The organism is Clostridium prolinivorans, from assembly GCF_004011155.1.
Classification (GTDB): Bacteria; Bacillota; Clostridia; order Clostridiales; family Clostridiaceae; genus Clostridium_AT; species Clostridium_AT prolinivorans.
Genome location: NZ_RJWG01000002.1, coordinates 44550 through 70020 on the forward strand (window position 1 = coordinate 44550; position 25471 = coordinate 70020).

Sequence of the window (25471 nt, forward strand, 5' to 3'; positions counted from 1 at the left end):
ACTAAAGACCTGTAATTTTCTTACTTTTATTAATTATCATTATTTATTTCTTTATATAAATCTTTAAATAAAGGATTATCTTTTATTGTAAGCAAATATTCCATAAAAGGCTTTTTAAGATCTTCTCTTTTAAGTGCAAATTCAACAGTTGCCTCAAGAAAGCCTAATTTATCTCCTACATCATATCTTCTTCCTTCAAAGTTATATGCATACATAGCTTCGCTGTTTATTAAAGTTTTCAAAGCATCTGTTAGTTGAATTTCTCCACCTTTACCAGGAGCAGTGTTTTCCAAAACATCAAAAATCTGAGGCGTAATTATATATCTGCCTAATATTGCTATATTTGATGGAGCTTCTTCTATTTTAGGCTTTTCTATTAAATCTTTAATTTTATAAACTCTATCTTCTATATGCATTCCTTTAATAATTCCATATTTTGAAACTTCTTCTTTAGGAACCTCTTGAACTCCTATTATTGTTGTTTTATATTCTGTATAACAATCTATAAGCTGTTTTAGACATGGCACTTTACTATCTACTACATCATCCCCAAGCATTACAGCAAATGGTTCTTTACCAACAAAAGTTTTAGCACAATATATAGCATGGCCTAGTCCTTTAGGTTCTTTTTGTCTTATATAATGTATATTTACCATGTTAGATATATCTCTAACCATAGTTAATAATTCTTGTTTATTGTGGGCTTCAAGTTCTTGTTCTAATTCTACAGACTTATCAAAATGATCCTCTATAGCTCTTTTATTTCTTCCTGTAATTATAAGAATTTCTTCAATTCCTGATGCTACAGCTTCTTCAATTATATATTGTATAGTTGGTTTATCCACTATTGGAAGCATTTCTTTAGGCTGAGCCTTAGTTGCTGGTAAAAATCTAGTGCCTAAACCAGCTGCAGGTATTATAGCTTTTTTAACTTTCATTTGTAAAACTTCCTTTCTATATTAAACTTAATTATATACTATGATTTAAACCCTAATAAGTATATAAGTATAAATTAACTTTCATTATACAATTTGTTATGATTTTAAAAAATTACTGTTATATCAATATATAATGATTAATTTTCAATAAAACTACTTTTTGATATATTTTAAAATAATAATTTAAATTTTTAAAATTTGATTCAGACATTTAGTAAAATACTAATATTATCTTTCTATTTAAAATTCTTTTACTTATTTTCCTGATTACATATACTATTTTTATTTTAATAGATTTTCGACATAAAAACTTATATTATATATATTACCATATTTTGCAGATTTATATTATATATATTACCATATTTTGCAGATTTAATGTATATAAAAACATTACTATTATGAAATATTTATTTTCATAATCTTTTTTCATAATATGTAATTAAATATATATTTATAATATTTTTAAATTTATATATTTAAATATTTATAATATTTTTAAGCAATATTTGCAAACTATTAAATTACTTTTTTCACTTTTTTATATATCTAAAATATAGTATAATACTTAAAGATGTAAAAAAGAATAATATTATGGTAAAGGAAGGTATAAAATGGAAAATAAGAAAAAACATAGCAAAAAAAAGTCTAATAAAAAAAATAAAAAAATTCCTATAATTCTTTCTATATTTATTTTACTTGCATTAGTTGCTGCTGCTCTTGGAGGATATACTTTTACTCAATTAAATAAAATGAACACAGCTGATCTTTCTAAATCAAATGAAGATTTAGGTATTGATAGTGAAATTGAAAATTTAATTAATTCTCAAGATCCAAAAAACAATGTTATAAATATAGCACTTTTTGGATTAGACAGAAGAGATAAAAATGCTTCTAGCCGTTCTGATGCATTAATGATAGCAAGCATAGATAAAAATCATAAAAAAATTAAATTGTCTTCAATTATGAGAGATACTTATGTTGCAGTTCCTGGACATGGAAATAGAAAGATTACAGAAGCTTATGCCTTTGGCGGTCCTCAACTTACAATTAAAACATTAAATCAGAATTTTAAATTAAATATTAAAGATTATGTAGCTGTTGACTTTTTCGGTTTAGAAAAGATAATAGATTCTATAGGAGGGGTTCCTATTGATGTAAAAGAAAGTGAAATAAAATACATAAATGGCTATATGTCTGAAGTTGCAAATATTGAAGGTAAAAGTATTACCCCTATTAAAAAATCAGGTCTTCAAACTTTAAATGGAATGCAAGCTGTTGCCTATAGTAGAATACGATATGTAGGAACTGATTACGAAAGAACAGAAAGACAAAGAAAAGTTCTTACAGCAATGATAAAAAAAATACAATCTGCAGGAATAACAAAATATCCTTCTATGGTTAGTGATTTATTACCTTATACAGAAACAAGTATTTCTAAAATGGACATACTGTCTATAGGTACAGAAGTTTTAACTTCAGGAATAACTACTATAGATCAAGAAAGATTCCCTGTAGATGGTTATGGACAAGGAACAACTGTTAATGGTGCTTCTGTTATAAAAGCAGACATGCCTGCGACTATTGATCAAATTCATAAATATATTTTTGAAGATATAAAGCCTGTCCCAAAAAAGTAATACAATAAAAAAACAAAATATATAAATAATTTTATAAATATAAAAGCCTTGTAGATAGAAAAATATTTATCTCTACAAGGCTTTTATATATTAGATTGTAAAATGCCTATTTTACTATATTAATTTTTATTTTTTTCCATTTATAATTTTGTCTAATTCTATTACTATCTCATCTTTACTATTTAATTTTTTAGCTATATCTAAATGATTTTTTGCTTGATCCATATCACCTATATTTATATAACACATTATTAAATTTGTACATATTTCCACAGATTTAGTAGCCTCAAAAGCCTTTCTTAAATATTTTATAGCCGTTTCATAATCTTCAAGTGCAGCATAGTTTATACCAAGTTCATTTACTACTTCAACTAAAGCATTGTCTAACCCTAAAGCTTCATTAAGATAATATATTGCTTTTTCAAAATTTTCAAGAATTCTATATCCTACAGCAATATAATAATACAAAGAAGCATTATCTCCATATTCATCTAAAAGAGGAATAAGAAGCTTTAAAGCTTTATTTGCATCTTCATATAAAAGTTCTTTTCCTTTTTCAAAGTTTATTATATTATTTAAAGAATGAATAAACTCTGAAATTTCTTCTGTTTTTTTGCCTCCTTTAGATAGATAAGTATTTATAGAAACAAGTGCAAATTCATAATTACCTTCATCTCTTTTAATTATAGCTTCATATAAATATGGTAGTGGACTATTACCCACTATTTTAGCTTTATCAATTATATAAAGTTCTTCATCTTTAAAATTTTTATCCTTTTGTCTTATAACATCAGCTAAAGTAAGAAGTTTATCATAATTTTCTTCATTTTCTTCTACTTTAACTAGTCCATTTAAAAATATAAAAGCCTCTTCATAAAATTCTTTTTTTACTTCATTAAATATAATGCTTTTTATAAATGAAATACTATTTTGTATATTAGAAAGCATTTTTACATAATAGTCTGCATATCTAAAATGTTCATCAATACCTAAAACATAAAACATGCCTTCTATAAAAAATGTTATTGGTATTTCATCTAAAGATTTTCCATTTTTAATATCTTCAATAATCTTATTTGATTTTATAGGCATATAAATATCTTCATTTAAATATATATTAAATATTTTCATTAAAGTTTCTTTTTTTATATCTAAAAATAATATATTATTAAGTTTTTCTGAAAAATAAACTTTCCCTTCCATTTTATCACCTTCCAATCTAAAATTATAAGAGTGAACCTTAAAGGCTCACTCTTATAATTTTAGCAGTTAAAAGCATTATTTACTATAGTCATTATATTATTTTTAAATTTTTCTACTTTATTATCTGCATCTTCTAAGCTATTTCCTATACATGAAACATATATTTTCATCTTAGGTTCAGTCCCAGATGGCCTTACCACAAACCACGAACCATCTTCTAATATAAATTTAAGCACATTTGATTTTGGAAGATTTATCTCTTTTTCTCTATTATTTATTAAATCCTTTTCTACACTTAATTTATAGTCCATCTTCTTTATTATTTTAACATTATCTATAGAATCTTTCATTGAATTTCTTAAATATTCCAAAGCCTTTGATATTTTTTCCTGGCCTTCTTTACCTTCAAGCTCTATAGATATTAAACTTTCTTTATAAAAACCATATTTTTCATAAAGTTCCATTAAAGCATCATAAAGACTCATACCTTTAGTTTTATAATATAAGCTCATCTCACTTATAAGTACTGATGCAATAACTGCATCTTTATCTCTTACAAAGTCGCCAGCTAAATACCCATAACTTTCTTCAAAACCAAACAAATATGTATTACTATGAGTTTCTTCAAATTCTTTAATTTTTTCTCCTATATATTTAAATCCTGTAAGAACGTTTATAATTTTTACACCAAAATCTTCTGCTATTTTTGCAGCCATTTCAGTAGTAACTATAGTTTTTATAATTGCTCCATTTTCAGGAAGATTATTTGTTTCTTTAAGAGAAGAAATTATATAATGAGTTAAAAGAACTCCTGTTTGATTACCTGTAAGTACTTTGTACTCTCCTTTATTATCTTTTACTACAACTCCAATTCTATCACAATCAGGATCTGTACCAAAAATTATATCTGGTTGTACTTTTTCAGCCATTGAAAGAGCTAATTTAAATACTTTAGGATCTTCTGGATTAGGATAAGCTGCTGTTGGAAATGTACCATCTGGAAGTTCCTGCTCTTTAACAACAAATACATTTTCATATCCTAATTCTTTTAAAGCTCTTCTTACTGGTATATTACCAGAACCATGAATAGGAGTATATATTATTTTTAAATCCTTTGCTTTTTCTTTGATAAGTTCTTTTCTTATTGTAAGGCTTTTTACTTTATCTATATAACTTTTATCTATCTCTTCCCCTATTATATTCAAAAGTCCTTTGCTTTTTGCTTCTTCTATAGATATTTTTTTTACTTGAGAAAAATCTGATACTTCTGAAATAAATGATAGTATATCAGAAGCTGATTTATCAGTAACTTGTCCACCATCTTCTCCATATACCTTATATCCATTATATTGTTTTGGATTATGAGACGCTGTAATAACTATTCCTGCCTTAGATTTTAAAGCTCTTACAGTATAAGAAAGCATAGGCGTAGGTCTTAATGATTCAAATAAATTAACTTTAATATTATTAGCACAAAGTACTGAAGCTGCAGTTTCTGCAAATTCCTTTGACATTATTCTTGAATCATAAGCAATACTTACAGAAATATCGTTTTTATTATATGTATTTAAAAGATATTGTGCCAATCCTTGTGTTGCTTTCCCTACGGTATATATGTTCATTCTGTTGCTTCCAGCACCAATTACACCTCTAAGCCCTCCTGTACCGAATTCTAATTCCTTATAAAATCTGTCCTCCAATTCTTTTTCATCTTTTATAGACTTAAGCTCTTCTTTAGTTGCATCGTCTATTTCATTAGAATTAATCCATAAGTTATACCTTTCTTTATATGTCATAATTTCCCTCCTAAAATTATATAATGAACATTTTTATTATACTATAAAATCGTGGAAATAAAATACATTTTTTTATATATTATTAATTTTTTATATTTATTCTTAATACGGGCGATTTTTCATTACATCTATTATAAAATTTAATTGTGCCAAACTTAAGTTATTTTTATATTTATAAGGTACTTTTTCAAACTATAATAGAGGTAAGTTTTTAATTAACTCTATTGTAAAAATATGTGTAAATAAACTTATACTGTGCAAAGAAACTTTAATATCAAAATAGGCACAAATCAAAGTGCTTTCGTTAGACTCACTAAAGCTTAACAAAAACACTTAATTTGTGCCTAATAATATTTAATTTATAATTATTTATACATTAAATATTATTTATAAATATTTATAAATATTTATAAATTTTATATAAATGTTGATATTTTAATACTCTAAAATCCTATAAATTAGTTTATAAAATTTTTATTTAGTTTCAAATTACAAATTGCATTTTATGCATTTGAACTACTTGAAACATTTGGAGTATCTTTTATTATTACGCTTGTATTTCCATCAACTACTGTGCCTATAACTGTATTGGGATTATCTATAAATGTAATTTCATCAGACACTTCTATATCCATTAATCTATATGTATCACCAAATTTTAAATTTGAAATATCTGCATTAATAGTTTTAGGCATATTAGAAGCAGCGCATTGTACTTTAACTTTGTTACGTTCTTTTTGAAAAATTTTACCATCTTTTATTATATTGTCTTCTCCAATAAAAGAAATAGGAATTTCTGTAACAATTATAGAATTACTATTTAATGATTCTAAATCTATATGCATTAATTTTCTATTTACTGGATCTTTTTGTACTTCTTTTATTAATGCTTTATGCTCTTGACCATCTATGTTTACAGTGATTACACCATGTTCACCACTATTTTCTATTTCTTTTGAAATTTCCATCTCAGCAATTTCAAATAATAAATTAGACATATTTTTCCCATAAAGTACTCCTGGTACTTTACCATTTCTTCTTTCTTTTTTGGCTTCATGATTACTCTTTTTTTCTCTTTTTACAGCATTTAAAATCTCCATTTTTATCCCTCCTACTTCTTCTATTATTGCCATTATTTAATATTTATATACATTGCATATTATGAGAATAATACTAAATAAAAGCTTTTATAATAAAATATTTATAATATATTGTATTTAATATTGCATTTAAAAACTCTATATCCTATAATAATGTTGTTTTACATATATATAAATTTATTATTTTTTAAATTTAGCAGCGTACTTTATGAAAGAAGGTGTTTTTTTTAGTGTATAAATTGGATCAAAATCAAACTCCTCTTTTTGATGCCCTTTTAGAATATGTTAATAGAGATACTATACCTTTTCACGTACCAGGTCATAAAAACGGTAGAGGTATGGATGAAGAATTTAAAAATTTTATAGGTGAGAATCCTTTTAAAATTGATGTAACAGTATTTAAACTTGTAGACAGCCTTCATCATCCAACAGGCCCTATAAAAAAAGCACAGGAATTAGCCGCAGATGCATATGGCTGTGAAGCTTCTTTCTTTTCTATACACGGTACTTCAGGAGCAATTCAAGCTATGATAATGTCTGTTGTAAGTGATGGGGATAAAATTATTATACCTAGAAATGTTCATAAATCTGTTACTGCTGGCATTATTTTAAGTGGTGCAATACCTGTTTATATGCAGCCAGAATTAGATAAAAGAGTAGGTATAGCTCATGGAGTTTCCCCAGAAACTGTAGAAGAAACTTTAAGACAAAACCCTGATGCAAAAGCAGTACTTATAATAAATCCTACTTATTATGGTGTTTCCACAAATATAAAAAAAATAGCAGATATAGTTCACAGCTATGATATTCCTCTTATAGTAGATGAAGCTCATGGTCCTCATCTTGGTTTTAACGATAAATTGCCTATGTCTGCCATAGAAGCTGGTGCAGATATATGTGCTCAAAGCACTCATAAAATAATAGGAGCATTAACTCAATGTTCTTTGCTTCAAGTAAATTCAAAAAGAATAGATAAAGAGAGAGTTCAACAAGTTTTAAATTTACTTCAAACTACATCACCTTCTTACATACTTATGGCATCTTTAGATTGTGCAAGAAGACAAATTGCACTTTATGGAAAAGAATTATTAGATAAAACTATAGAATTATGTAATTATACAAGAAGAGAAATTAATAAAATACCTGGTTTTTATTGTTTCGGTGAAGAAATTTTAGGAAGCCTTGGAGCTTATTCATTAGATCCTACAAAAATAACTATAACCTGTCGTGACTTAGGAATTACTGGTTATGACTTGGATATGATTTTATCGAATAAATATCATATACAGATGGAACTTTCAGACCTTTATAATGTTCTTGCTGTCGGTTCTTTTGGTGATACTGAAGAAAATATGGAAAAACTTCTTAATGCGTTAAGAGAGATAAGTTTAGAATATTATGGTAAAGGTAATAAAAAATCAGATTTTATAGATATACCAAGCATACCTCAATCTGTTCAAAAACCTAGAGAAGCTTTTAATAGTGAAAAAAAATCTATTCTTTTAAAAGATAGTATAGGCATGATAAGTGGAGAATTTTTAATGGCTTATCCTCCTGGAATTCCTGTTTTATGCCCAGGAGAAATAATAACAAAAGAAATAGTAGACTATGTAGAAAATCTTAAAAACGCTGGATTATATGTTCAAGGTACAGAAGATCCTAAGGTTGAATATATTAAAGTTGTAATACCTAATTAAATATTTTATATAAAAAGAGTACAAATTAAAATTGAGTATAAAATACTCAATCTTAATTTGTACTCTTTTGTTTTTTATGTGAAACTTATATTATGATTATATAAAAAAGTCTTTTTATTAAATATTGACTACTATATATAAATGATGTAATAAAAACTTAGAAACACTATAATTAGAAACACTATAAATTGTATAACAGAAATTAATTTACAGCTTGTTTTAAGTTAATCATATAGTTAAATTTTATTAATATTAAATTTAACTATATGATTAACTTATAGCTAAATACTTCATCTTTTTTACAATATATTAAATACTTATTTAAATATAATTTATATTCTTATATTTTTTATTCTATTATCTATCTTTTCATTATTCATATCACTTAAAAATTTTAAATATTGTGAGTTTGTCATATAAAGTACATTTTTATAAGTTTTTATAATTTTAATATAATAAGATAATTCATAGCTAACTTTCATAAGTGAAGAAACTATATCTTTATTAAATCTAAATGGAATCTTCTTTTTTTTCTTTTCAGCCATTTTCTTTACATAATCTAAATAATTTTCTAAAGTAGATATTAATTTTACTTTTTCAAAATTAAGCTTTAATATTTCTTCATATAAAGGATATAATATTTGAATTTTTTCTTTATTAAAAGGTTTATATTGCATTTGATTAACTAAATCTGAAATTTTTTCTACAGCTTCATTTATCTTTAATCTAAGTTCTAGAAGTTTTATTGAAACATTTTTAATATTTTCTGTATTTTCTACACCTTGACTTTTTAAAAAGTCTAATCCTTTTATTATGTCTTTAATATCCTCATTTGTTCTTTCTAATCCTTCCATATTTAAAAGTGCAGATATAAAGCCATAAGTTTTATCTTCACTATAAAAAAGTTCATAATAATGTCCTAATTTAGCAAGTTCATTTTGTATATTTTTAGAGTGTACAAAATTATTGTATTCATCTACATACAAAAATCCTGTCTTTTCATTTTTGAAAAAAGTTTTTTTGAAAAATATAATTTCTTTATAAATTTTATCATTAAGTTCTAAACTTCCAGAAACTTTGCAAATTTCATTTTTATTTAAATATTTTTCTAATAAAATCATCATTTCTTTAGATGGTTCTTCGTATACAGGCATATTTATCTCCTTTATTTTTTATTATAATTTCATTTCTTTGTATTCATCTTCTGTATAAACATTTATACCATTTCTTATAAGAAGTTCCGCTGTTACTCCGTTTCCTTTTATCTTTTTTCCAGAAAAACTTCCATCATAAATTTCACCTTTACCACAAGAAGGACTTTTAGATTTTAAAATAGCAATTTTTGAATTAAGCTCTTTTGCAATTTTTAACGTTTCTTTTGCACCTTTAATAAATTTATCTGTTCCATCATCTCCATTTACACTTATAACTTTACATTTTCCATCTAATACACAAGCTCCACTACCACCAAAAATTTCATGAGGAGGTCTTGGTGTCGGAAGTCCTCCAAGCTGTTCTGGACAAACTAATAGAGCTTTACCTTCTTTTAAAAGTTTTACTATTTTTTCATCTAAATTGTTTTTACCATCATAACGAGTATTAATACCACATAAACAAGCACTTATAATAATCATTTTAGTTCCACCACCGTAACTCCACTGCCACCTTCACCATAACTTCCAAGTCTATAACTTTTTACATGTGGATGTTTTTTAAGCATTTCATTTATAACCTGTCTTAATACACCTGTACCTTTACCATGAACAACAGTAACTTCAGTAAGGCCTGCTCTATATGCATCATCTAAATATTTATCAGTAGTATATAAAGCTTCCTCTGAATCCATTCCTCTTAAATCAACAGAAGAAGGTACTGATTTTAAATTTAAATTTACTTCTCTTTTTTTTATCTGTTTTTTTTCTCCTTTTGAGATTTTAGATGCTCTTAAATCTTTTAATTTTACAGTAATTTTCATAATTCCTGCTTGAACCTGAAGTTCACCTTTATTATCAGGCTTAGATAAAACAATGACATTTTGATTTAAAGAAGGTAAAAATACTTCTTCACCTTCCTTAACTTCTTTTAATGCCTCTCCATTTTCATCATTTGTATCATTTATAAAATCTTCAACATTTTCTAATTTATTTTTAAGTTTTTTTCTTTCTTCCTCTAATTTTTGTCTTACTTCTGAAGAATACCCCATTTTTTCAAGTTCTCTTATATTTTTAAGTATAGTATCGGCTTCTTCTTTTGCATCTTTAATAAGTCTTTTAGCCTCTCTTTGAGCATTTATTATAGCATTTTCTCTAGTTTTTTGTAAATTAAAAAGTTTTTCTTCATATTTTTCTTTTATTTTAGCTGCCTCAATTTTTAAATTTTCAGCTATTCTAGCATCATTTTCAGCCTTAATGCTTTTTTCTTGAAGACTTTGTATAAGTTCTTCAAATTTTAAAGTATCACTAGATATTTTTTCTCTTGCATCATTAATTATATACTCTGGAAGTCCAAGCCTTTTTGATATTTCAAAAGCATTTGATTTCCCTGGAATACCAATAAGAAGTCTATATGTAGGCTTTAAAGTTTCAACATCAAATTCTACTGAAGCATTTTCAACTCCAAAGGTTTTAAGTGCATATCCTTTAAGCTCACTATAATGCGTTGTAGCTACAATTTTAGTACCTCTTTTCCTTAAATGTTCAAGAATAGCTATAGCTAATGCTGCTCCTTCTGTTGGATCAGTTCCTGCTCCAAGTTCATCAAAAAGTACTAATGAATTTTTATCTGCTTTATTTATTATATTTACTATATTAGTCATATGAGAAGAAAATGTAGAAAGGCTTTGTTCTATGCTTTGTTCATCTCCTATATCAGCAAAAATTTCATTAAAAAAACTTACTGTAGAATTTTCACGAGCAGGTATCATTATACCACTAAGTGCCATAAGATGAAGAAGTCCTACAGTCTTTAAAGTTACAGTTTTTCCTCCTGTATTAGGTCCTGTTATTACAAGAGATGTAAACTCTCTTCCTAAATAAATACTTATAGGCACAACTTTTTTAGAATCAATAAGCGGATGTCTTCCCTCTATAATATCTATAATTCCATTATCATTTACATTTGGACAAGTACAATTATAACTACTTGCAAATTTAGCTTTGGCAAATATAAAGTCTAATTCCCATACTATATTTGCATTATTTTTAACTGCAATTATATTTTCATAAACTTTTGAAGAAAGTTCAGAAAGTATTCTCTCTATTTCAGCTTTTTCTTTAAGCATAAGCTCTTTAATTTCATTATTTAAATTTACTAAACTTATAGGCTCTATAAAAAAAGTAGATCCTGAAGAGCTTTGATCGTGTATAAGTCCTTGTACTGAACCTTTATATTCAGCTTTTACAGGAAGTACATATCTTTCTCCCCTTATAGTATATATATTATCCTGCAAAAATTTAGAATTAGTTCTTATTAAAGAATTTAATTTATCTTTTATAGAAACATTTTTGTCTTTTAAAGATTTTCTTATATTATAAAGAGTAGTACTTGCCTTATCAGAAATTTCCTCATCACTTACTATAGCAAAAAAAATATCATCTTCTAATTTTTTTAAAGGTATAATACCTTCACATATATCCTCAATGACTTTAAAAGATTCTTCTTCTTCATTATGACTTATATATTCTTTAAATCTTCTTGCACAACGAAGCATATTTGCAATTTTTAAAAGCTGCCCAGGCATAAGATCAGATGCTTTTTCCGCCATTTTTATTCCTTCTCTTACATCATATAGACCTTCAAAAGGAGGATTTCCTTTTTTAGTTAAAAGCTCTAACGCTTCTTTAGTTTCTTCTAAATGTTTTGAAACCTCATAAATATTATCATAAGGAGATAAATTTTCTATTATATCTTTACCTGCAGCTGTTACAGTATAATTTTTTATTATATCTTTTATTTTATAATATTCTAAAATTTTTAAAGCCTTTTCGTTCAATCTATTCAACTCCTCTTTTAAAATGCCCTCTAGTAAAGTTTTTATAGTCATAAGGCCATTTGCTTTCTTTAAAAGCATTTAAAATTTTTAAAGTTTCTTCATAATTTTCATCAATAAAATCTAATCTAAAAGAATTTATATTCATGTTATTAATTTCATCTAAGTTAGGTATTAAATTTGTAGAAACACTATTGTATATATAGCTTCTGCAGAATTTATCAGTTTTTAAAATAAATTCCTCACCTTTTCTATCTTTTAGTACATAGTTTCCATATTCACAATTTTCTTTACAATTAACATTACTGCATTTGCCCCCTAAAATACTTCCAACAGGGCAATATTCACTTACCATAAGTTCTTCTTTTCCATATATTTTCATTTGAATTTTTGATATTGTATTTTTAACAATTTCTATTATTTCTCTTTTGTTTAATTCTACACTTAAACAAACTTCATTTAAAAATTTTTCATAAAATAAAACTGAATAGCTGTTAAAAATATTAAGCTTATAATCTCCTATTATAGAAAGATTAGAATTAAATTTATTAATTATACCTAAATTAGAAGTTACTATTCCCTTAATATACGGCAATGATTTCTCTATTATACTGCAAATATAGTTAAATTCTTCTTTTATTATATTTGGTATCTTTAAATAAATTTTATCATAATTTAAAAGCTTTATATCCTCTAAATTTAAATTGTTTTGCTTTTTAAAAATATCAACAACTAAAACTCCATTTATATTACTATCTATAAAAGCTTTTATCTGTTCAGTATTATTTACTATAACAAATACTTCTTTTGATTTTTTAGCATTTGTAGTTATATTTTTATTAGCTAAATAACTTGTATTAAAATTTAACTTTCTTTTACTTTTGCCAATTATATAATTTTGTATTTTTTCTATAAGTTCTCTTCTTACAAAATTTATTGAAGATAAAGGTAAAAATCCTTCTTCAAAAAATTCAAATTGTATGTTTTCAAACTTAAAAGGAGTGTCTTTGCTTTTTTGAAGATTTTCTTTAATCTTATCTATATCTAACGGTTTTTTAATTGCACTTTGAACTATATCTCCATATTCAATAAATTCTTTACCTTCATAAGTAGTTTTAATAACAAGTCTTTCTCCTTTTTTAAAAATTACATTAAGGCTTAAAGATATTTTTCTTTCAAATATATCTTTATAATAATTTTCTAAATATTTTAAAAGCAATATATCAGAAGTTTTAAAAATAATATCTCCATTTTTATATTTTAATGGTAAAAGCTTGACTAAATCACCTTTAAAAGCTTTTTCTACCTCTTCTCCATTTTTTATTATTTTAGATAAAGTAAATCCTTCTTCTTTAACTCTTATTCCATCACCTATTGAAATATCCTCTTTAAGTTTTACTAAAGAATTTTTAATTGCCTCTCCAATTTCTATACCTGTATTTTTAGGAAATTTATAAGCCATCATATCTTTGCCTTTGTTCCCAAAAAGATAAGCTTTTGAAAATCCTTCTCTATTAAAAAGTTTTAAAAGCTTTTTATTTTCATTTTCAAAATCAAAAGCTGTGTTATTATAAATGCTGTCAATAGCTTTTCTATATAAGCTTACAACTCCAGCTACATATTCTGGTCTTTTCATCCTTCCTTCTATTTTTAAAGAGGCTGCTCCACTATTTATTATTTTTTTAATATCAGAAAGTGTACAAATATCTTTAGGACTTAAAATATAGGCAGAACTTTCTCTTAAATTATTTTTATCTATCAAAGTATAATAAAGCCTGCATGGCTGTGCACATCTTCCTCTATTTCCGCTTCTTCCACCTATTATACTGCTCATAAGACATTGACCTGAATAACATATACATAGTGCTCCGTGTATAAATATTTCAGTTTCTATTCCTAAATCTTTAGAAATATGTATTATTTCTTCTAAAGAAAGCTCTCTTGAAAGTACTATCCTTTTAAATCCTAAGTTTTTTAAAAATAGTGCTCCCTCTCCATTATGAACTGTCATTTGAGTAGAAGCATGTATTTCAAAATCCGGGAGATTTTTTCTAATAATATAAGCTAAACCTGTATCTTGTATAATTAAAGCATCTACACCAATTTTATATAAAAAACAAGTATAATCTAATGCTTCCTTAATTTCACTTTCTTTTAAAAGTGTATTTAAAGTTACATAAACTTTAACACCATATAAATGACAATAATCAACTGCTTTTATAATATTTTCTTCATCAAAATTAGACGCATAAGCTCTTGCAGAAAATTTATTTCCTCCTAAGTAAACTGCATCTGCTCCACCTTGTACTGCTGCATATAAACTTTCCATATTCCCTGCTGGAGCTAATAGTTCTATATTTTTCATATTCATCTCTCCAATATATTCTCACTTAAAAATATTCTATCCCTTATTATACAATAGTTTTTAAAATTTAAAAGCATTATTTTAAAAGTAAAAAACTATATAGAATACATTTATACTTTATATTTTTTAGAATTATAATTATAAAAAATATAGTAAAAAACGAGATAGGATATACATACATCCCTCTCGTTTTAATTTTAAGAATTTAATATTTTATTATAACTTTTATATAATTTTTCTATACAATTAGACCAATTATAATTATTTAAAACATGATTTTTAAGCTTAATTTTCTTTTTTTGCTTTAGACCTTCTTCTAATACTTTTAAAATGTTTTCATATTCATAAGGATTTACATAAAGAGCCATATCTTTAAAATATTCTTCTGCACTTCCCTCCATTGTAGATATTATATTGCATCCACTTGCAGCAGCTTCTAATGAAGATAATCCTGGCATTTCCATAAAACTTGGAAGTACATGAATTTTAGAAAACCTATAAGCGTTATATATATGATAACTATCTACAAAGCCAAGATAAACAACATTTTTATATTTCATACATTCATTAAAATACGAAGTATCATTTATATTTCCAATAAGTACAAGTTTTACTCCTAACTTATTGCAAGCTTTAGCTAAGGCAAGTTGATTTTTTTGGGGTGTTATTCTTGCTACAGAAAGTACATAGTCTTCTAAATTATATCTTCCCTTTAAGTTATAAAGAGGAGTTTCATCATTTTCTACTTCAACACCATGAGGTATTATACTGCAAGGTAATTCAATATTAAAATCATTTCTAAGCATATTTTCTTCTATTTTACTGTTTGGATAAATAAGTTTACAGCCTTTTAATATTTCTTCCCTATAAAGTCTGCATCTTTCCCAAAGTTTTATATTTTCTACTTGATTTTTATATATATAGTACTTTTTTAAATTACCATATATAGGTGTTATAACAATATTTTTCTTTTGTTTATGAGCTTGTTTATAATATTTATATGTCTCTCCCATTCTAGTTAAATTAAAAAGATGTACTATGTCATAATCTGAATAATCTGTTATATAGCCGTCATTAATATAAACTTCTACTCCCAATTTTTTTAAATATTTATATGTCATAATAACTATTTTAGAATCACCAGCAAAGCTTTTTATATAGTCTCCTCTTACGCAAAGTAAAACTTTCATAACTCCTAATCCCCCTAAAATTCCGTCGTAATTATCTTTTTAGAATATACCTATGCTGCAAATAAAAATAATATCACGATTTTATATAAATAAAAGATAATATTATAAACACATTTTAATATACCTTCATATATTATAATCATGAAGATAATTTATGTCTTAATTAAAATATATTTTTTCCCCTTTTAAATGGAGGTTAGTATTATGAAAAATAGCATAAGCTTATGCATGATAGTAAAAGATGAAGAAGAATACCTTCCAAGGTGCTTAAAAAGTATCAAAGATATTGTAGATGAAATTATTATTGTAGATACAGGCTCTAAAGATAAAACTGTAGAAATTGCCAAAAGTTTTGGTGCCAATGTTTACTATTTTAAGTGGACTAATAATTTTAGTGAAGCTAGAAATGAATCATTAAAATATGCTACAAAAGATTGGATATTAATTTTAGATGCAGATGATGAAGTATATTCTGAAGATCAAAAAAATTTAAAATCCTTATTAGATAGTTCATTGGATGAAAATATAATTTACTATTTTCAAACAATAAATTATTGCGGAGATGTAATTGATGATAATTTTACAACTATGAATTTAAATCCAAGATTATTCAAAAATAATAAAGGTATTCATTATGAAGGAGAGGTTCATAATCAATTATCTTATCCAGAAAATATTCAACATGCAATTTGTGATTTCATAAAAATTCACCATTATGGATATATGAATAAAGTTATAAAAAATAAAGATAAAAAAAATAGAACAATTACCCTTTTAAAAAATCAATTAGAAAAAAATCCTGATGAACCTTTTGCTAATTTTAATTTAGGAACTGAATATGCTGGATTAAATGATTATAAAAATGCTTTAAAACACTTTTATAAATCTTATGAAAAATTTGATCCTCAAAATGGATATAGTTTTTTACTAATATTAAGAATAGTTATAGCCAATTATCAATTAAAAGATTTTGATAATGCTTTAAAATTTGTAAATATTGGTATTGAATATTATCCTGATTTTACTGATTTATATTTTTTTAAATCTCTTATATTTAAAGATTTAGATATGCCCATACTTCAAATAAAAGCTTTAAAAAAATGCGTTGAATTAGGGGAAGCACCTCCTCAATTAAGATGTTACTATGGTACAGGAAGTTTTAAAGCATACTATGAACTTGGCAATGCATATTTTAATCTTAAAGATTATGATACTGCTTACAATTATTACATTGAAACAATGAAATCAAAAAATGATTTTATTACTCCATTATATAATATTGCTCATATATTAAAAATTAGAAATACTCCATTAGAAGATTTTAAAAAAATTATGGAAGATTTTTTACCCGATTCTCTTAATTCAAAATTAATACTGATAAACTTATTTTTTAATGAAGATTATTATGATACAGCATTAGAATACATTGAAAAATATGAACAATATTCAACAATTACAGAAAATTTAAATTTTATAAAAGCCAAATGTCTTTTAATGACAGGTAAATTTAATGAATGTATTTGCTTAAATAATGTAGAAGAAAATAATTCTTATTATGTACCTCTTTCTATGTATAAAGTTATAAGCAATATATTAATTAATAATTATAATGGAGCATTATCTATATTAAATAATTTTAAAGAAGATAATTTATCAAACCATGATAAAAAGCATTTTAAAGTGTATTCTCAGCTTTTAAAGCTGTTTACTAGAGAACCTTTATTAGATATATCTAATGAAGAAAATGAATCAGAATATCTTAATATTATTTTGGAAATTTTAGAAATTTTACTTGTAAATAATAAATTCAATGAATTTAAAATAGCTGTAAATTTATTAAATTTAATAAATAATAAATTTATATTGCTCGCTCTTGGAAAACTTTATTATAAATATGGATATATTGAACATTCAAAAAATGAATTAATAAGATCAATAAAAGAATTTGAAGTATATGACAAAGAATCTTTAAAAATTTTAATGAATTAATAAATACCAAATACATTATGATATTATTATATTAAAATAAAATATGTGTAATGAGCATTAAAAATCTCTTACACATATTTTATGTTTTATTTATATATAATATTTAATTTACAAACTAATTTCTATTTACAGAGTAAATACTTTATAATAATTATTTTAAGTTTTTTCGCTAATAAATCCACCTTTAACAAGCATTTCTCTAGCTTCTTTAATTCCAAGCAAATAATCTTTTGAAGAATATTCTTCTTTATTTAAAGGTTTTAAATTTAATTTATTATAATATTCTTTTAATCCAGGTATATAAATTTGAGGTAAAATAACATAATAATCATTGTCATAAATATAAGAATTTTCAGCTTCATACCTTGAAATTAATACTTCATGTAATTTCTCTCCTGCTCTTTTACCTATTTCTTTTAGTTTACAATTTTCATCTCCAAATTCATCTTTTATAATAGATGCAATATCTGATATTTTATAACCAGGCATTTTCATTACAAAAATTTCTCCTCCAACGCTATTTGTAATTCCTTTAAATAAAAGTTCTATTGCCTGTTTTAAAGTTAAAAAATATCTTGTCATTTCTAAATCTGTAATTGTTATTTGATTAAATTTTTTCACTTGATTTATAAAATATGGAACAACACTTCCGTTAGTACCCAAAACATTGCCCGCCCTAATACAAACAAATTTAGTAGTATCTGTAATAGTATTTGCATGAATTATTAATTTTTCTCCAATAGCTTTTGTCATACCATAAACATTTATTGGATCAACAGCTTTATCTGTTGAAACATCTATAACTTTTTTAACATTATTCTCAATTGCTGCTTTAATAATATTTTCAATACCTAAAATATTTGTTTTTATAGCTTCATAGGGTTGTTCTTCACATATTGGTACATGCTTTAATGCAGCTAAATGAAAAATATAATCTATACCTTGAGAAGCTTGTTTTAAAGCATTATAATCTCTTATATCACCAATAATAAATTTTAATTTATCATTATTAAACTTACGCTGCATATTTACTTGATTTAATTCACTTCTAGAATAAATAACTATTTTATTTGGCTTCATATCCAAAAGCTGAGTAACTAATTCATTTCCCCAAGATCCAGTAGCTCCTGTAATTAAAATTTTTGATTCTTTAAACATATTAGCTCATCTCCGAAAAATATTGAAAATAAAGTTCATTGTTTTTAGTCATCCATTCCTTTAATTCATTAATCATGTCTATATATGTTGGCAACTTTATAGTAAAATCTGTCCTTGTGCTAATCATTGATTTATTATTTGTAATTTTTTCACAATTTTCAATTTCTATATTCTTTTTAAACACTGAATTAATAATTTTTAAAAGTTCATATTTACTTATTGGTTCTTTAGATGTTAAATTATATAATCCAGTTAAATTTTCTTCTATCATAATGTCTAAACATTTTGCTAATTGAAGAGTAGTAATCCCTGACCATATTACTTTAGAATATCCTTTTACCGATTTATTTTGTTTCATAAACCAATGAAACAATCCAGTTCCATTAGTTTTTAATTCTGGTCCTATTATTGATGTTCTAACTGTTAAATCTTTATCATTATTTACTTCTCCTAATATTTTTGTCCTTGCATATATATCTTTCCCATCAGGTATTGACTCTTCACTATAGTTTCCCATTTCACCTGAAAAAACGCAATCTGTACTCAAATGAATAAATTTAATATTAGTATTTTTAAATTTTTCTTCTAAATATCTTGGAAAATAAGAATTAACAAATATAGTATTAGAAGGGTTATCTTCAGCATTTTTATTAAGAATTCCTATAGAATTAATTACAATATCAGGATTTACTTTTGTTATAATTTTATTTAATAATTTTAAATCATATATATCTAATAACATTGAAGAATCATCTAACTTAACGTTATGACATACATCATAAACTTTATATTTTTCTTTTAAAGTTTTAAAATACATACTTATCATATGTCCAGCCATTCCAAAAGAACCTAATAATAAAACTTTTTTCACCTTTTGCCTCCTTAATTTAAACTCATTAATTTGAAATTAAAAAATTTACAACTTTATTTGATACATTAATATCAGTATATCCTTCAGGATAGTTCCAATTTCTATCTGAATATGCCATAAGTTTAGAACATGTAACTATATTTTCTAAATTAACACCTGAAACTACATTGCTACCACATTCAACTGTTTCAAATCTTTCTGTAGTATCCCTAATTGTAACTGTTGGAATTTTAAATATACAGCATTCTTCTTGAACAGTACCGCTATCTGTTAATACAATAAAAGCATTTTTTTCGAGTTTTACAAAATCAAAAAATCCAAAAGGATCGCTATAAATTATTTCTTTATTGTAATTTAATAAATTAAATTCATCTATTTTACTTCTAGTTCTAGGATGCACACAAAAAATTATTTTACAATTTAACTCCTTTTGTACTAAATTAATAGCATTTAATATAATTTCTAATCTTTCTTTTATATCAACATTTTCTGCTCTATGAATAGTAACTAATATATATTTACATTTTTCTATATTTAAAGTATTTAAAATATTGCTTTTTTTAATATTTTCACTATAATATTGAATCACTTCAAATATTGGATTACCGGAAACAAATATTCTATTTTTAGGTATTCCTTCTTTTAATAAATTTTCCCTGCTTAATAAAGTGTATGGTAAAGCATAAGTTGAAATTGCATCTATTAATTTTCTGTTTTTTTCTTCAGGTACCTTTAAATCAAAGCATCTGTTTCCTGCCTCCATATGAAATACTGGAATATTAAGTCTTTCAGCTATTATTGAGGATAATCCACTATTTGTATCACCTAATATTAATATCTTATCAGGCTTTTCTTTTAATATAACTTCTTCTGTAGACTTTAATATTTTACTAATTTGACTTCCAAAGCTATTTTCAGATATTTTTAAATAATAATCAGGCTCTCTTATATTTAATTCTTTGAAAAATATATCATTTAATAAATTGGAATAATTTTGCCCTGTATGAACTAAAACATGATTACATATTTTATCAAGTTTATTTATAATTAAAGATAATCTTATTATTTCAGGCCTTGTTCCTAAAATTGTCATAACCTTCACTTTTAAATCACCTCAAATTTTTAACTTCATCAATATACTTTTCGTATAAATCCTTTAATTTAAGAAGTTCAATCTTATAAGTATCTCCTTGACTTAAACCTTCATAAATATAATTCATGCCTTCTTTTGCAAATACAATGCAATATTTTATTAATTCTTCACGAGTTATATTAGCGTTTATATACTTTGGTATAGCATTCATATTTATATGATTTTGAATTTGATTATAATAAAACTGCGCTATTATACAGTTTTTAAATTGTTTTCTATTTAAAACTTTATCCCATGGAATTTCAGGCATATATATTTCTTCTTTGAAATTTTTAATAATATAATCAAATATAGAAACTGATGCATTAATTCTTTTTTCTAAATTATGAGATAAATTATTTGAATGAATTCTATAATTTATTAATGTATCATCTACCTTACCATAATTCCAATTATATTTTATAAATTGAAGAAAATTTAAAGTATCTGCAGAAAAATCATTCCCTCTATATACTATCCAATTTATTTTATTATTTCTAAAAAATTCTAATCTATATAGACAATTCATAGGAACTATACCAGAAGAAGATTTAAAAATGTGTTTAATAGCTTCATTGTAAGAATAAATTTTATAATTCCATTGATCTACTTTTTCATTATCTTCATTAATTATATTAAAATTACTAAATACATAGTCCTTTTGAGGATTTTTTTCTAAATAATTTACAAATTTATAAATAGCATCTTTTTCAATATAATCATCACAAGCAATCCATTGGAAATATTTACCTTTTGAATTATCAATAATTTCCCTTATACCTTTTAAAGCCCCTCCTGAATTAAAAGTATGATAAATAGCATGTATGTTATCATACTTTTTTTCATAATCTTTTATTATTTCGCAAGAACCATCATTTGAAAAATCATCTATTAATAAAATTTCAATATTTTTATAAGTTTGATTTATACAATTATCAATACATTTTGATAAATATTTTTTACCGTTATAATTTGTTATTCCTATAGTTACTAAAGGCTGCTTAAGCATAATATTTTCTTCTATTTTATATACTTTTAATATTTGATATTTTATTTTATCTATTTGATGTTTTAGCTCAAAATTATTTTTAATATATAAATTATATTCTTTTGAATTATATTTATTATCAGTAACCATTTTTACAGCATCATCAATACTATTCCAAATTAAATTTTTAGGATATATATCTTTTGAACCAACAAAATTATGAATTATTGGTTTTATACCTTTTGCCATAGCTTGCATTACACTAATATTTTGAGACTCTAAAATACTTGTACATAATATATAATTTTTATCTTCTAACCATTTATCTAAATTATCCTGCCATCCTTCATATATAACATTATTTTCCATATTAAACTCTTTAATCATTTGATTAAAGTATAAAATATCTCTATAATCTTGAAATTGACCAGCAATATAAAGTTTATAACGGTTATCTTTATCATAAATAGCTTTAAATGTATGAAGCAGCAGCATTGGTCCTTTTTTATAATTTATATATCCAACATATGCAATATTAAATCCAGTCTTTCTTTCTTTAAAAGTCCATTTTTCACACTGAATACCATTAGGAATTACTAATGCTTTATCATTATCTATATTAAATTTATTAATTACAAAATTCTTAATATGTTCTGCTACAAATATTATTTTATCAACATTTTGCCAAATAACATCAGCTGGATATTTTGTGAATGCTTCATAACTGTGAAGCCTGCATATTATAATCTTTTCTTTTGCTAAATTATGACTGCTTCCATATATAACAAGCTCATCACACCACTCAAACCAGCAAATATCAGCCCATTTCATTCCTTCGTCAATTTGATTAAAATTATTTACAATTATTTTTTTAGTTTCATATTCATCTGACAATCCTTTAATAATATTTTCTAAAAAACTATCTAATCCTTCCTTTACAAAAAAAGAAATTTTTTTCTTATAGATTTTGGTCGTATCAAAAAATTTATTATTGCTATTTTCCACCAAACTATCCCCTCTAATATTTTTTTTAACAATTACTAAATTTTATTCCTTATAAGAACCATAAAAATCTATACTTTCAGTATCACCTGGTTTTTTCTTTGGAATTATAGCAACATTATAAGTTTTGTCTATTGGAAGTGGATTGTAACTTAATGAATTGTCATATTCATCTACAATATAATAATTATCTGTATGATAACTTCCACTTCTTTTTATTCCTACATTTACAACAGCCTCATATTTTGCTGCTGGTGCTACTGTACCTATAACTTGTATTTTTTTTGTATATGCCTCATTATCAATTATGCCGCAAGGTTTAGCAGGAGCTATAACATAATTTATAACAATTTTTATAAATGGTATAAGATATTTATCACTGCATATTGAAGATCCAAATTCTGCAAGAATACTATTATCTTTTGAAAATAGTGCTATACCTGTATTGTTTAACCTATTTATAGACCATAGCAGTGCAAATTTAGTTAAATCAATTGAAACAGCTACTTTAGAAGTTATAGGGTAAAAACTTTTTTTTATAATAGTACTTACATCGGGAGCATTGTTAAATGTTGTATGAGTACTAAAATAGTCATTTAGAGGATATATTATAAATTCTTTGTTACTATCATTATAAAAATTATTTGTTTTAAATAACACAAGTTCCGCTTTTGAAATAACAGCATTACTTGGTATTGAAGAAATATCAAAAAATAAATAACTTACATATACAAATTCTCCATCACTGCCTACCTTTATAGTATCTTCATTTATGTTTCCAGTTGGAAACTTATTTGTTACTGTAATACTTTTTATTACAGGAATTAGTATGCTCTGCAAATTTATAACCTCCTCCTGTTATTTTTTATTTTTAAGTTTAACTAAATATGGAGTCAACGCTATGACTCCATGAAATTTTAATAAATATTATTCTGCAGTTGGAGTATAAGACCATGCTGCTACTGCCACAACAGTATCTGAACCTAAAAGTTTTGGTACAATTGCTAAAGTATAAGCACTATCAACAGCCAGAGCTGTAGCTGAAGTGTTATTAAAAGGTACTACCCTGTAAAATGAACGATCTCTAGCAGGTGTAGCGCTATTAGTAACATTAAGCTTAATTGTTAAATATGCTATACTGCTTGCTGCAACAGTTCCTGTAACATTAACAACACGAGGTGTAGAAGTTTGAGGTGTATCAAAATTTAATGAAATAGCCATAAAAATTCATCTCCATATTTTTTATTTTATAGGATTTTCAGTCCTGATATATAATATGAAAATTTATATAAATGTGATATTTTATTTCATAAAATTTTAATAATACAACTAATTTTTGTTTTTAATAATAAATTTATATATTATATGTTAATTATAAGCATCAAAAAAGAACCCGAAATTCAGGTTCTTTAAATTGGAATGTAGTTTATTTTATTGTTCTTTTTTACTATTTTATATATACTAATTGATTTAATATTATTATTTTTTATTGCATCTATTACAGTTTTAGTATCATCTATATCAAATACTATTGAATGGCTGCATCCCTTTGAAATTCCACATGGAGTTGAAATAAGATTGACATTGCATTTTTCTTTTTTAAGTTCACTAAATAATAACATAGCTTGATTATATGACTTAAACACAATTAAAAATTTGTTTTCGTAATCTAACATAAAATTCATCTCCATTCTTAGGGTATACTTATACTATAAGGTATGGAGTATACAAAAATAATTCAAATTTTCTGCACATTCTTATAACATACTTATACTATAAAGTATGAAGTATACCTTATAGTATATATTATTCAATTAAATTTTAGTTGTAACTGTTTTATTTTATATTTTTTTATTCTCTAATTCTTCTTTTAATAATTTTATCTCTTCTTCTTTTTCTTTATATAAATTTTCAAGTTCATTTAGTCTTTTTTCTTTATCTGTAATACTGTTTTGAAAAAAGTTTACACTTTCTATTAACTCTTTTTTCCTTTCATTAAAATTTACAATACTGCTATTTATAACTTTAAATTTATCTTCATAATATTGTAGTTTAATTTCATTGTCTTTTATTATATCTTTAAGCTTTAAAATTATATTATCCATTTTTTTTATATACTTTTCATAATCTTTTTCATTAATTATATTCAATAAATATTTATTGTAAAACAAATATTTACTATTTTTATTACTTCCATATATATTACCACCTATATCATCTGCTACTAAACACTTAGGTATGTTTTCATCTAAAACAAATATATCATTTATATAAATATTTGTTTCAGATTCAATGTAATTTGATAAATATACTGCCTTAAATACATTTGTTGCATTTAAAAATTCAATTTGAGGTGGTATACTAAAAATTTCTCCTTCATCAATAGAAAAAGTACTACATATCTCATTATTTTG

General features: G+C 24.5%; 20 protein-coding genes. 3 read left to right on the forward strand and 17 right to left on the reverse strand.

Translation table 11 applies throughout. The features are described 5' to 3' along the window. Positions 1-29: 29 nt before the first annotated feature. Positions 30-938 (reverse strand): UTP--glucose-1-phosphate uridylyltransferase GalU, encoded by a 909-nt coding sequence (gene galU, locus EGD97_RS02930; RefSeq protein WP_078682874.1) that lies wholly within the window; start codon positions 936-938, stop codon positions 30-32. Positions 939-1552: 614 nt separating this feature from the next. Between galU and EGD97_RS02935 the strand changes: the two genes are divergently transcribed. Next, a complete protein-coding gene (locus tag EGD97_RS02935; RefSeq protein WP_078682873.1) occupies positions 1553-2578 on the forward strand; it encodes an LCP family protein in 1026 nt (341 codons plus the stop codon). A gap of 126 nt (positions 2579-2704) precedes the next feature. Here the strand turns inward: EGD97_RS02935 and EGD97_RS02940 are convergent, their stop codons facing one another. From EGD97_RS02940 to EGD97_RS02950, 3 genes are all read right to left on the reverse strand, one after another. Further along, positions 2705-3781 (reverse strand): tetratricopeptide repeat protein, encoded by a 1077-nt coding sequence (locus EGD97_RS02940; RefSeq protein ID WP_078682872.1) that lies wholly within the window; start codon positions 3779-3781, stop codon positions 2705-2707. Positions 3782-3840: 59 nt separating this feature from the next. Beyond that, positions 3841-5577 carry a phospho-sugar mutase gene (locus EGD97_RS02945; protein WP_078682871.1) on the reverse strand — a complete coding sequence of 579 codons (1737 nt, stop codon included), beginning with the start codon at positions 5575-5577 and terminating at the stop codon, positions 3841-3843. A gap of 503 nt (positions 5578-6080) precedes the next feature. Then, positions 6081-6677 carry a 50S ribosomal protein L25 gene (locus tag EGD97_RS02950; protein ID WP_078682870.1) on the reverse strand — a complete coding sequence of 199 codons (597 nt, stop codon included), beginning with the start codon at positions 6675-6677 and terminating at the stop codon, positions 6081-6083. A 230-nt stretch (positions 6678-6907) separates the two neighbouring features. Between EGD97_RS02950 and EGD97_RS02955 the strand changes: the two genes are divergently transcribed. Further along, positions 6908-8374, forward strand: a complete 1467-nt coding sequence (locus EGD97_RS02955) for an aminotransferase class I/II-fold pyridoxal phosphate-dependent enzyme (RefSeq protein ID WP_078682869.1) — start codon at positions 6908-6910, stop codon at positions 8372-8374. Between the two features lie 332 nt (positions 8375-8706). On the opposite strand, the gene EGD97_RS02960 is transcribed toward EGD97_RS02955, so the two are convergent. From EGD97_RS02960 to EGD97_RS02980, 5 genes are all read right to left on the reverse strand, one after another. After that, on the reverse strand, positions 8707-9528 hold the full coding sequence (locus EGD97_RS02960; protein WP_078682868.1) for a hypothetical protein: 822 nt from the start codon (positions 9526-9528) through the stop codon (positions 8707-8709). Between the two features lie 21 nt (positions 9529-9549). Continuing rightward, positions 9550-10008 carry a DUF523 domain-containing protein gene (locus EGD97_RS02965; protein WP_078682867.1) on the reverse strand — a complete coding sequence of 153 codons (459 nt, stop codon included), beginning with the start codon at positions 10006-10008 and terminating at the stop codon, positions 9550-9552. Then, positions 10005-12365: an endonuclease MutS2 gene (locus tag EGD97_RS02970; RefSeq protein ID WP_127836462.1), complete on the reverse strand. Its 2361-nt coding sequence runs from the start codon at positions 12363-12365 to the stop codon at positions 10005-10007. The genes EGD97_RS02965 and EGD97_RS02970 overlap by 4 nt, the downstream gene beginning before the upstream one ends. Position 12366: 1 nt before the next feature. Continuing rightward, complete coding sequence (locus EGD97_RS02975) at positions 12367-14727, reverse strand: U32 family peptidase (RefSeq protein ID WP_127836463.1); 2361 nt, start codon at positions 14725-14727, stop codon at positions 12367-12369. Positions 14728-14924: 197 nt separating this feature from the next. Further along, positions 14925-15917 carry a glycosyltransferase family 4 protein gene (locus EGD97_RS02980; protein ID WP_078682864.1) on the reverse strand — a complete coding sequence of 331 codons (993 nt, stop codon included), beginning with the start codon at positions 15915-15917 and terminating at the stop codon, positions 14925-14927. A gap of 204 nt (positions 15918-16121) precedes the next feature. Between EGD97_RS02980 and EGD97_RS02985 the strand changes: the two genes are divergently transcribed. Further along, positions 16122-17906 carry a tetratricopeptide repeat-containing glycosyltransferase family 2 protein gene (locus EGD97_RS02985; protein ID WP_127836464.1) on the forward strand — a complete coding sequence of 595 codons (1785 nt, stop codon included), beginning with the start codon at positions 16122-16124 and terminating at the stop codon, positions 17904-17906. Positions 17907-18062: 156 nt separating this feature from the next. On the opposite strand, the gene EGD97_RS02990 is transcribed toward EGD97_RS02985, so the two are convergent. The 8 genes from EGD97_RS02990 to EGD97_RS03025 all read right to left on the reverse strand — a co-directional run bounded on the left by EGD97_RS02990 (position 18063) and on the right by EGD97_RS03025 (position 25162). Then, entirely contained in the window at positions 18063-19064 is a 1002-nt protein-coding gene (locus tag EGD97_RS02990) for a polysaccharide biosynthesis protein (RefSeq protein ID WP_127836465.1), read from the reverse strand. Position 19065: 1 nt separating this feature from the next. Next, complete coding sequence (locus EGD97_RS02995; RefSeq protein WP_205693940.1) at positions 19066-19935, reverse strand: dTDP-4-dehydrorhamnose reductase family protein; 870 nt, start codon at positions 19933-19935, stop codon at positions 19066-19068. 25 nt (positions 19936-19960) lie between these two features. Next, on the reverse strand, positions 19961-21028 hold the full coding sequence (gene wecB / locus EGD97_RS03000; protein ID WP_205693945.1) for a non-hydrolyzing UDP-N-acetylglucosamine 2-epimerase: 1068 nt from the start codon (positions 21026-21028) through the stop codon (positions 19961-19963). Positions 21029-21044: 16 nt separating this feature from the next. Then, the gene (locus tag EGD97_RS03005) at positions 21045-23060 is read right to left on the reverse strand and encodes a glycosyltransferase (protein ID WP_127836467.1); all 2016 of its coding nucleotides are present in this window, start codon (positions 23058-23060) and stop codon (positions 21045-21047) included. Between the two features lie 42 nt (positions 23061-23102). Continuing rightward, complete coding sequence (locus tag EGD97_RS03010) at positions 23103-23897, reverse strand: DNRLRE domain-containing protein (RefSeq protein ID WP_127836468.1); 795 nt, start codon at positions 23895-23897, stop codon at positions 23103-23105. A gap of 87 nt (positions 23898-23984) precedes the next feature. Beyond that, positions 23985-24278, reverse strand: coding sequence for a hypothetical protein (locus EGD97_RS03015; RefSeq protein WP_127836469.1), 294 nt, complete (start codon positions 24276-24278; stop codon positions 23985-23987). A gap of 188 nt (positions 24279-24466) precedes the next feature. Beyond that, positions 24467-24733, reverse strand: coding sequence for a DUF3343 domain-containing protein (locus EGD97_RS03020; RefSeq protein WP_164850149.1), 267 nt, complete (start codon positions 24731-24733; stop codon positions 24467-24469). A gap of 165 nt (positions 24734-24898) precedes the next feature. Next, positions 24899-25162 (reverse strand): hypothetical protein, encoded by a 264-nt coding sequence (locus EGD97_RS03025; protein WP_164850150.1) that lies wholly within the window; start codon positions 25160-25162, stop codon positions 24899-24901. Between the last annotated feature and the right edge of the window lie 309 nt (positions 25163-25471).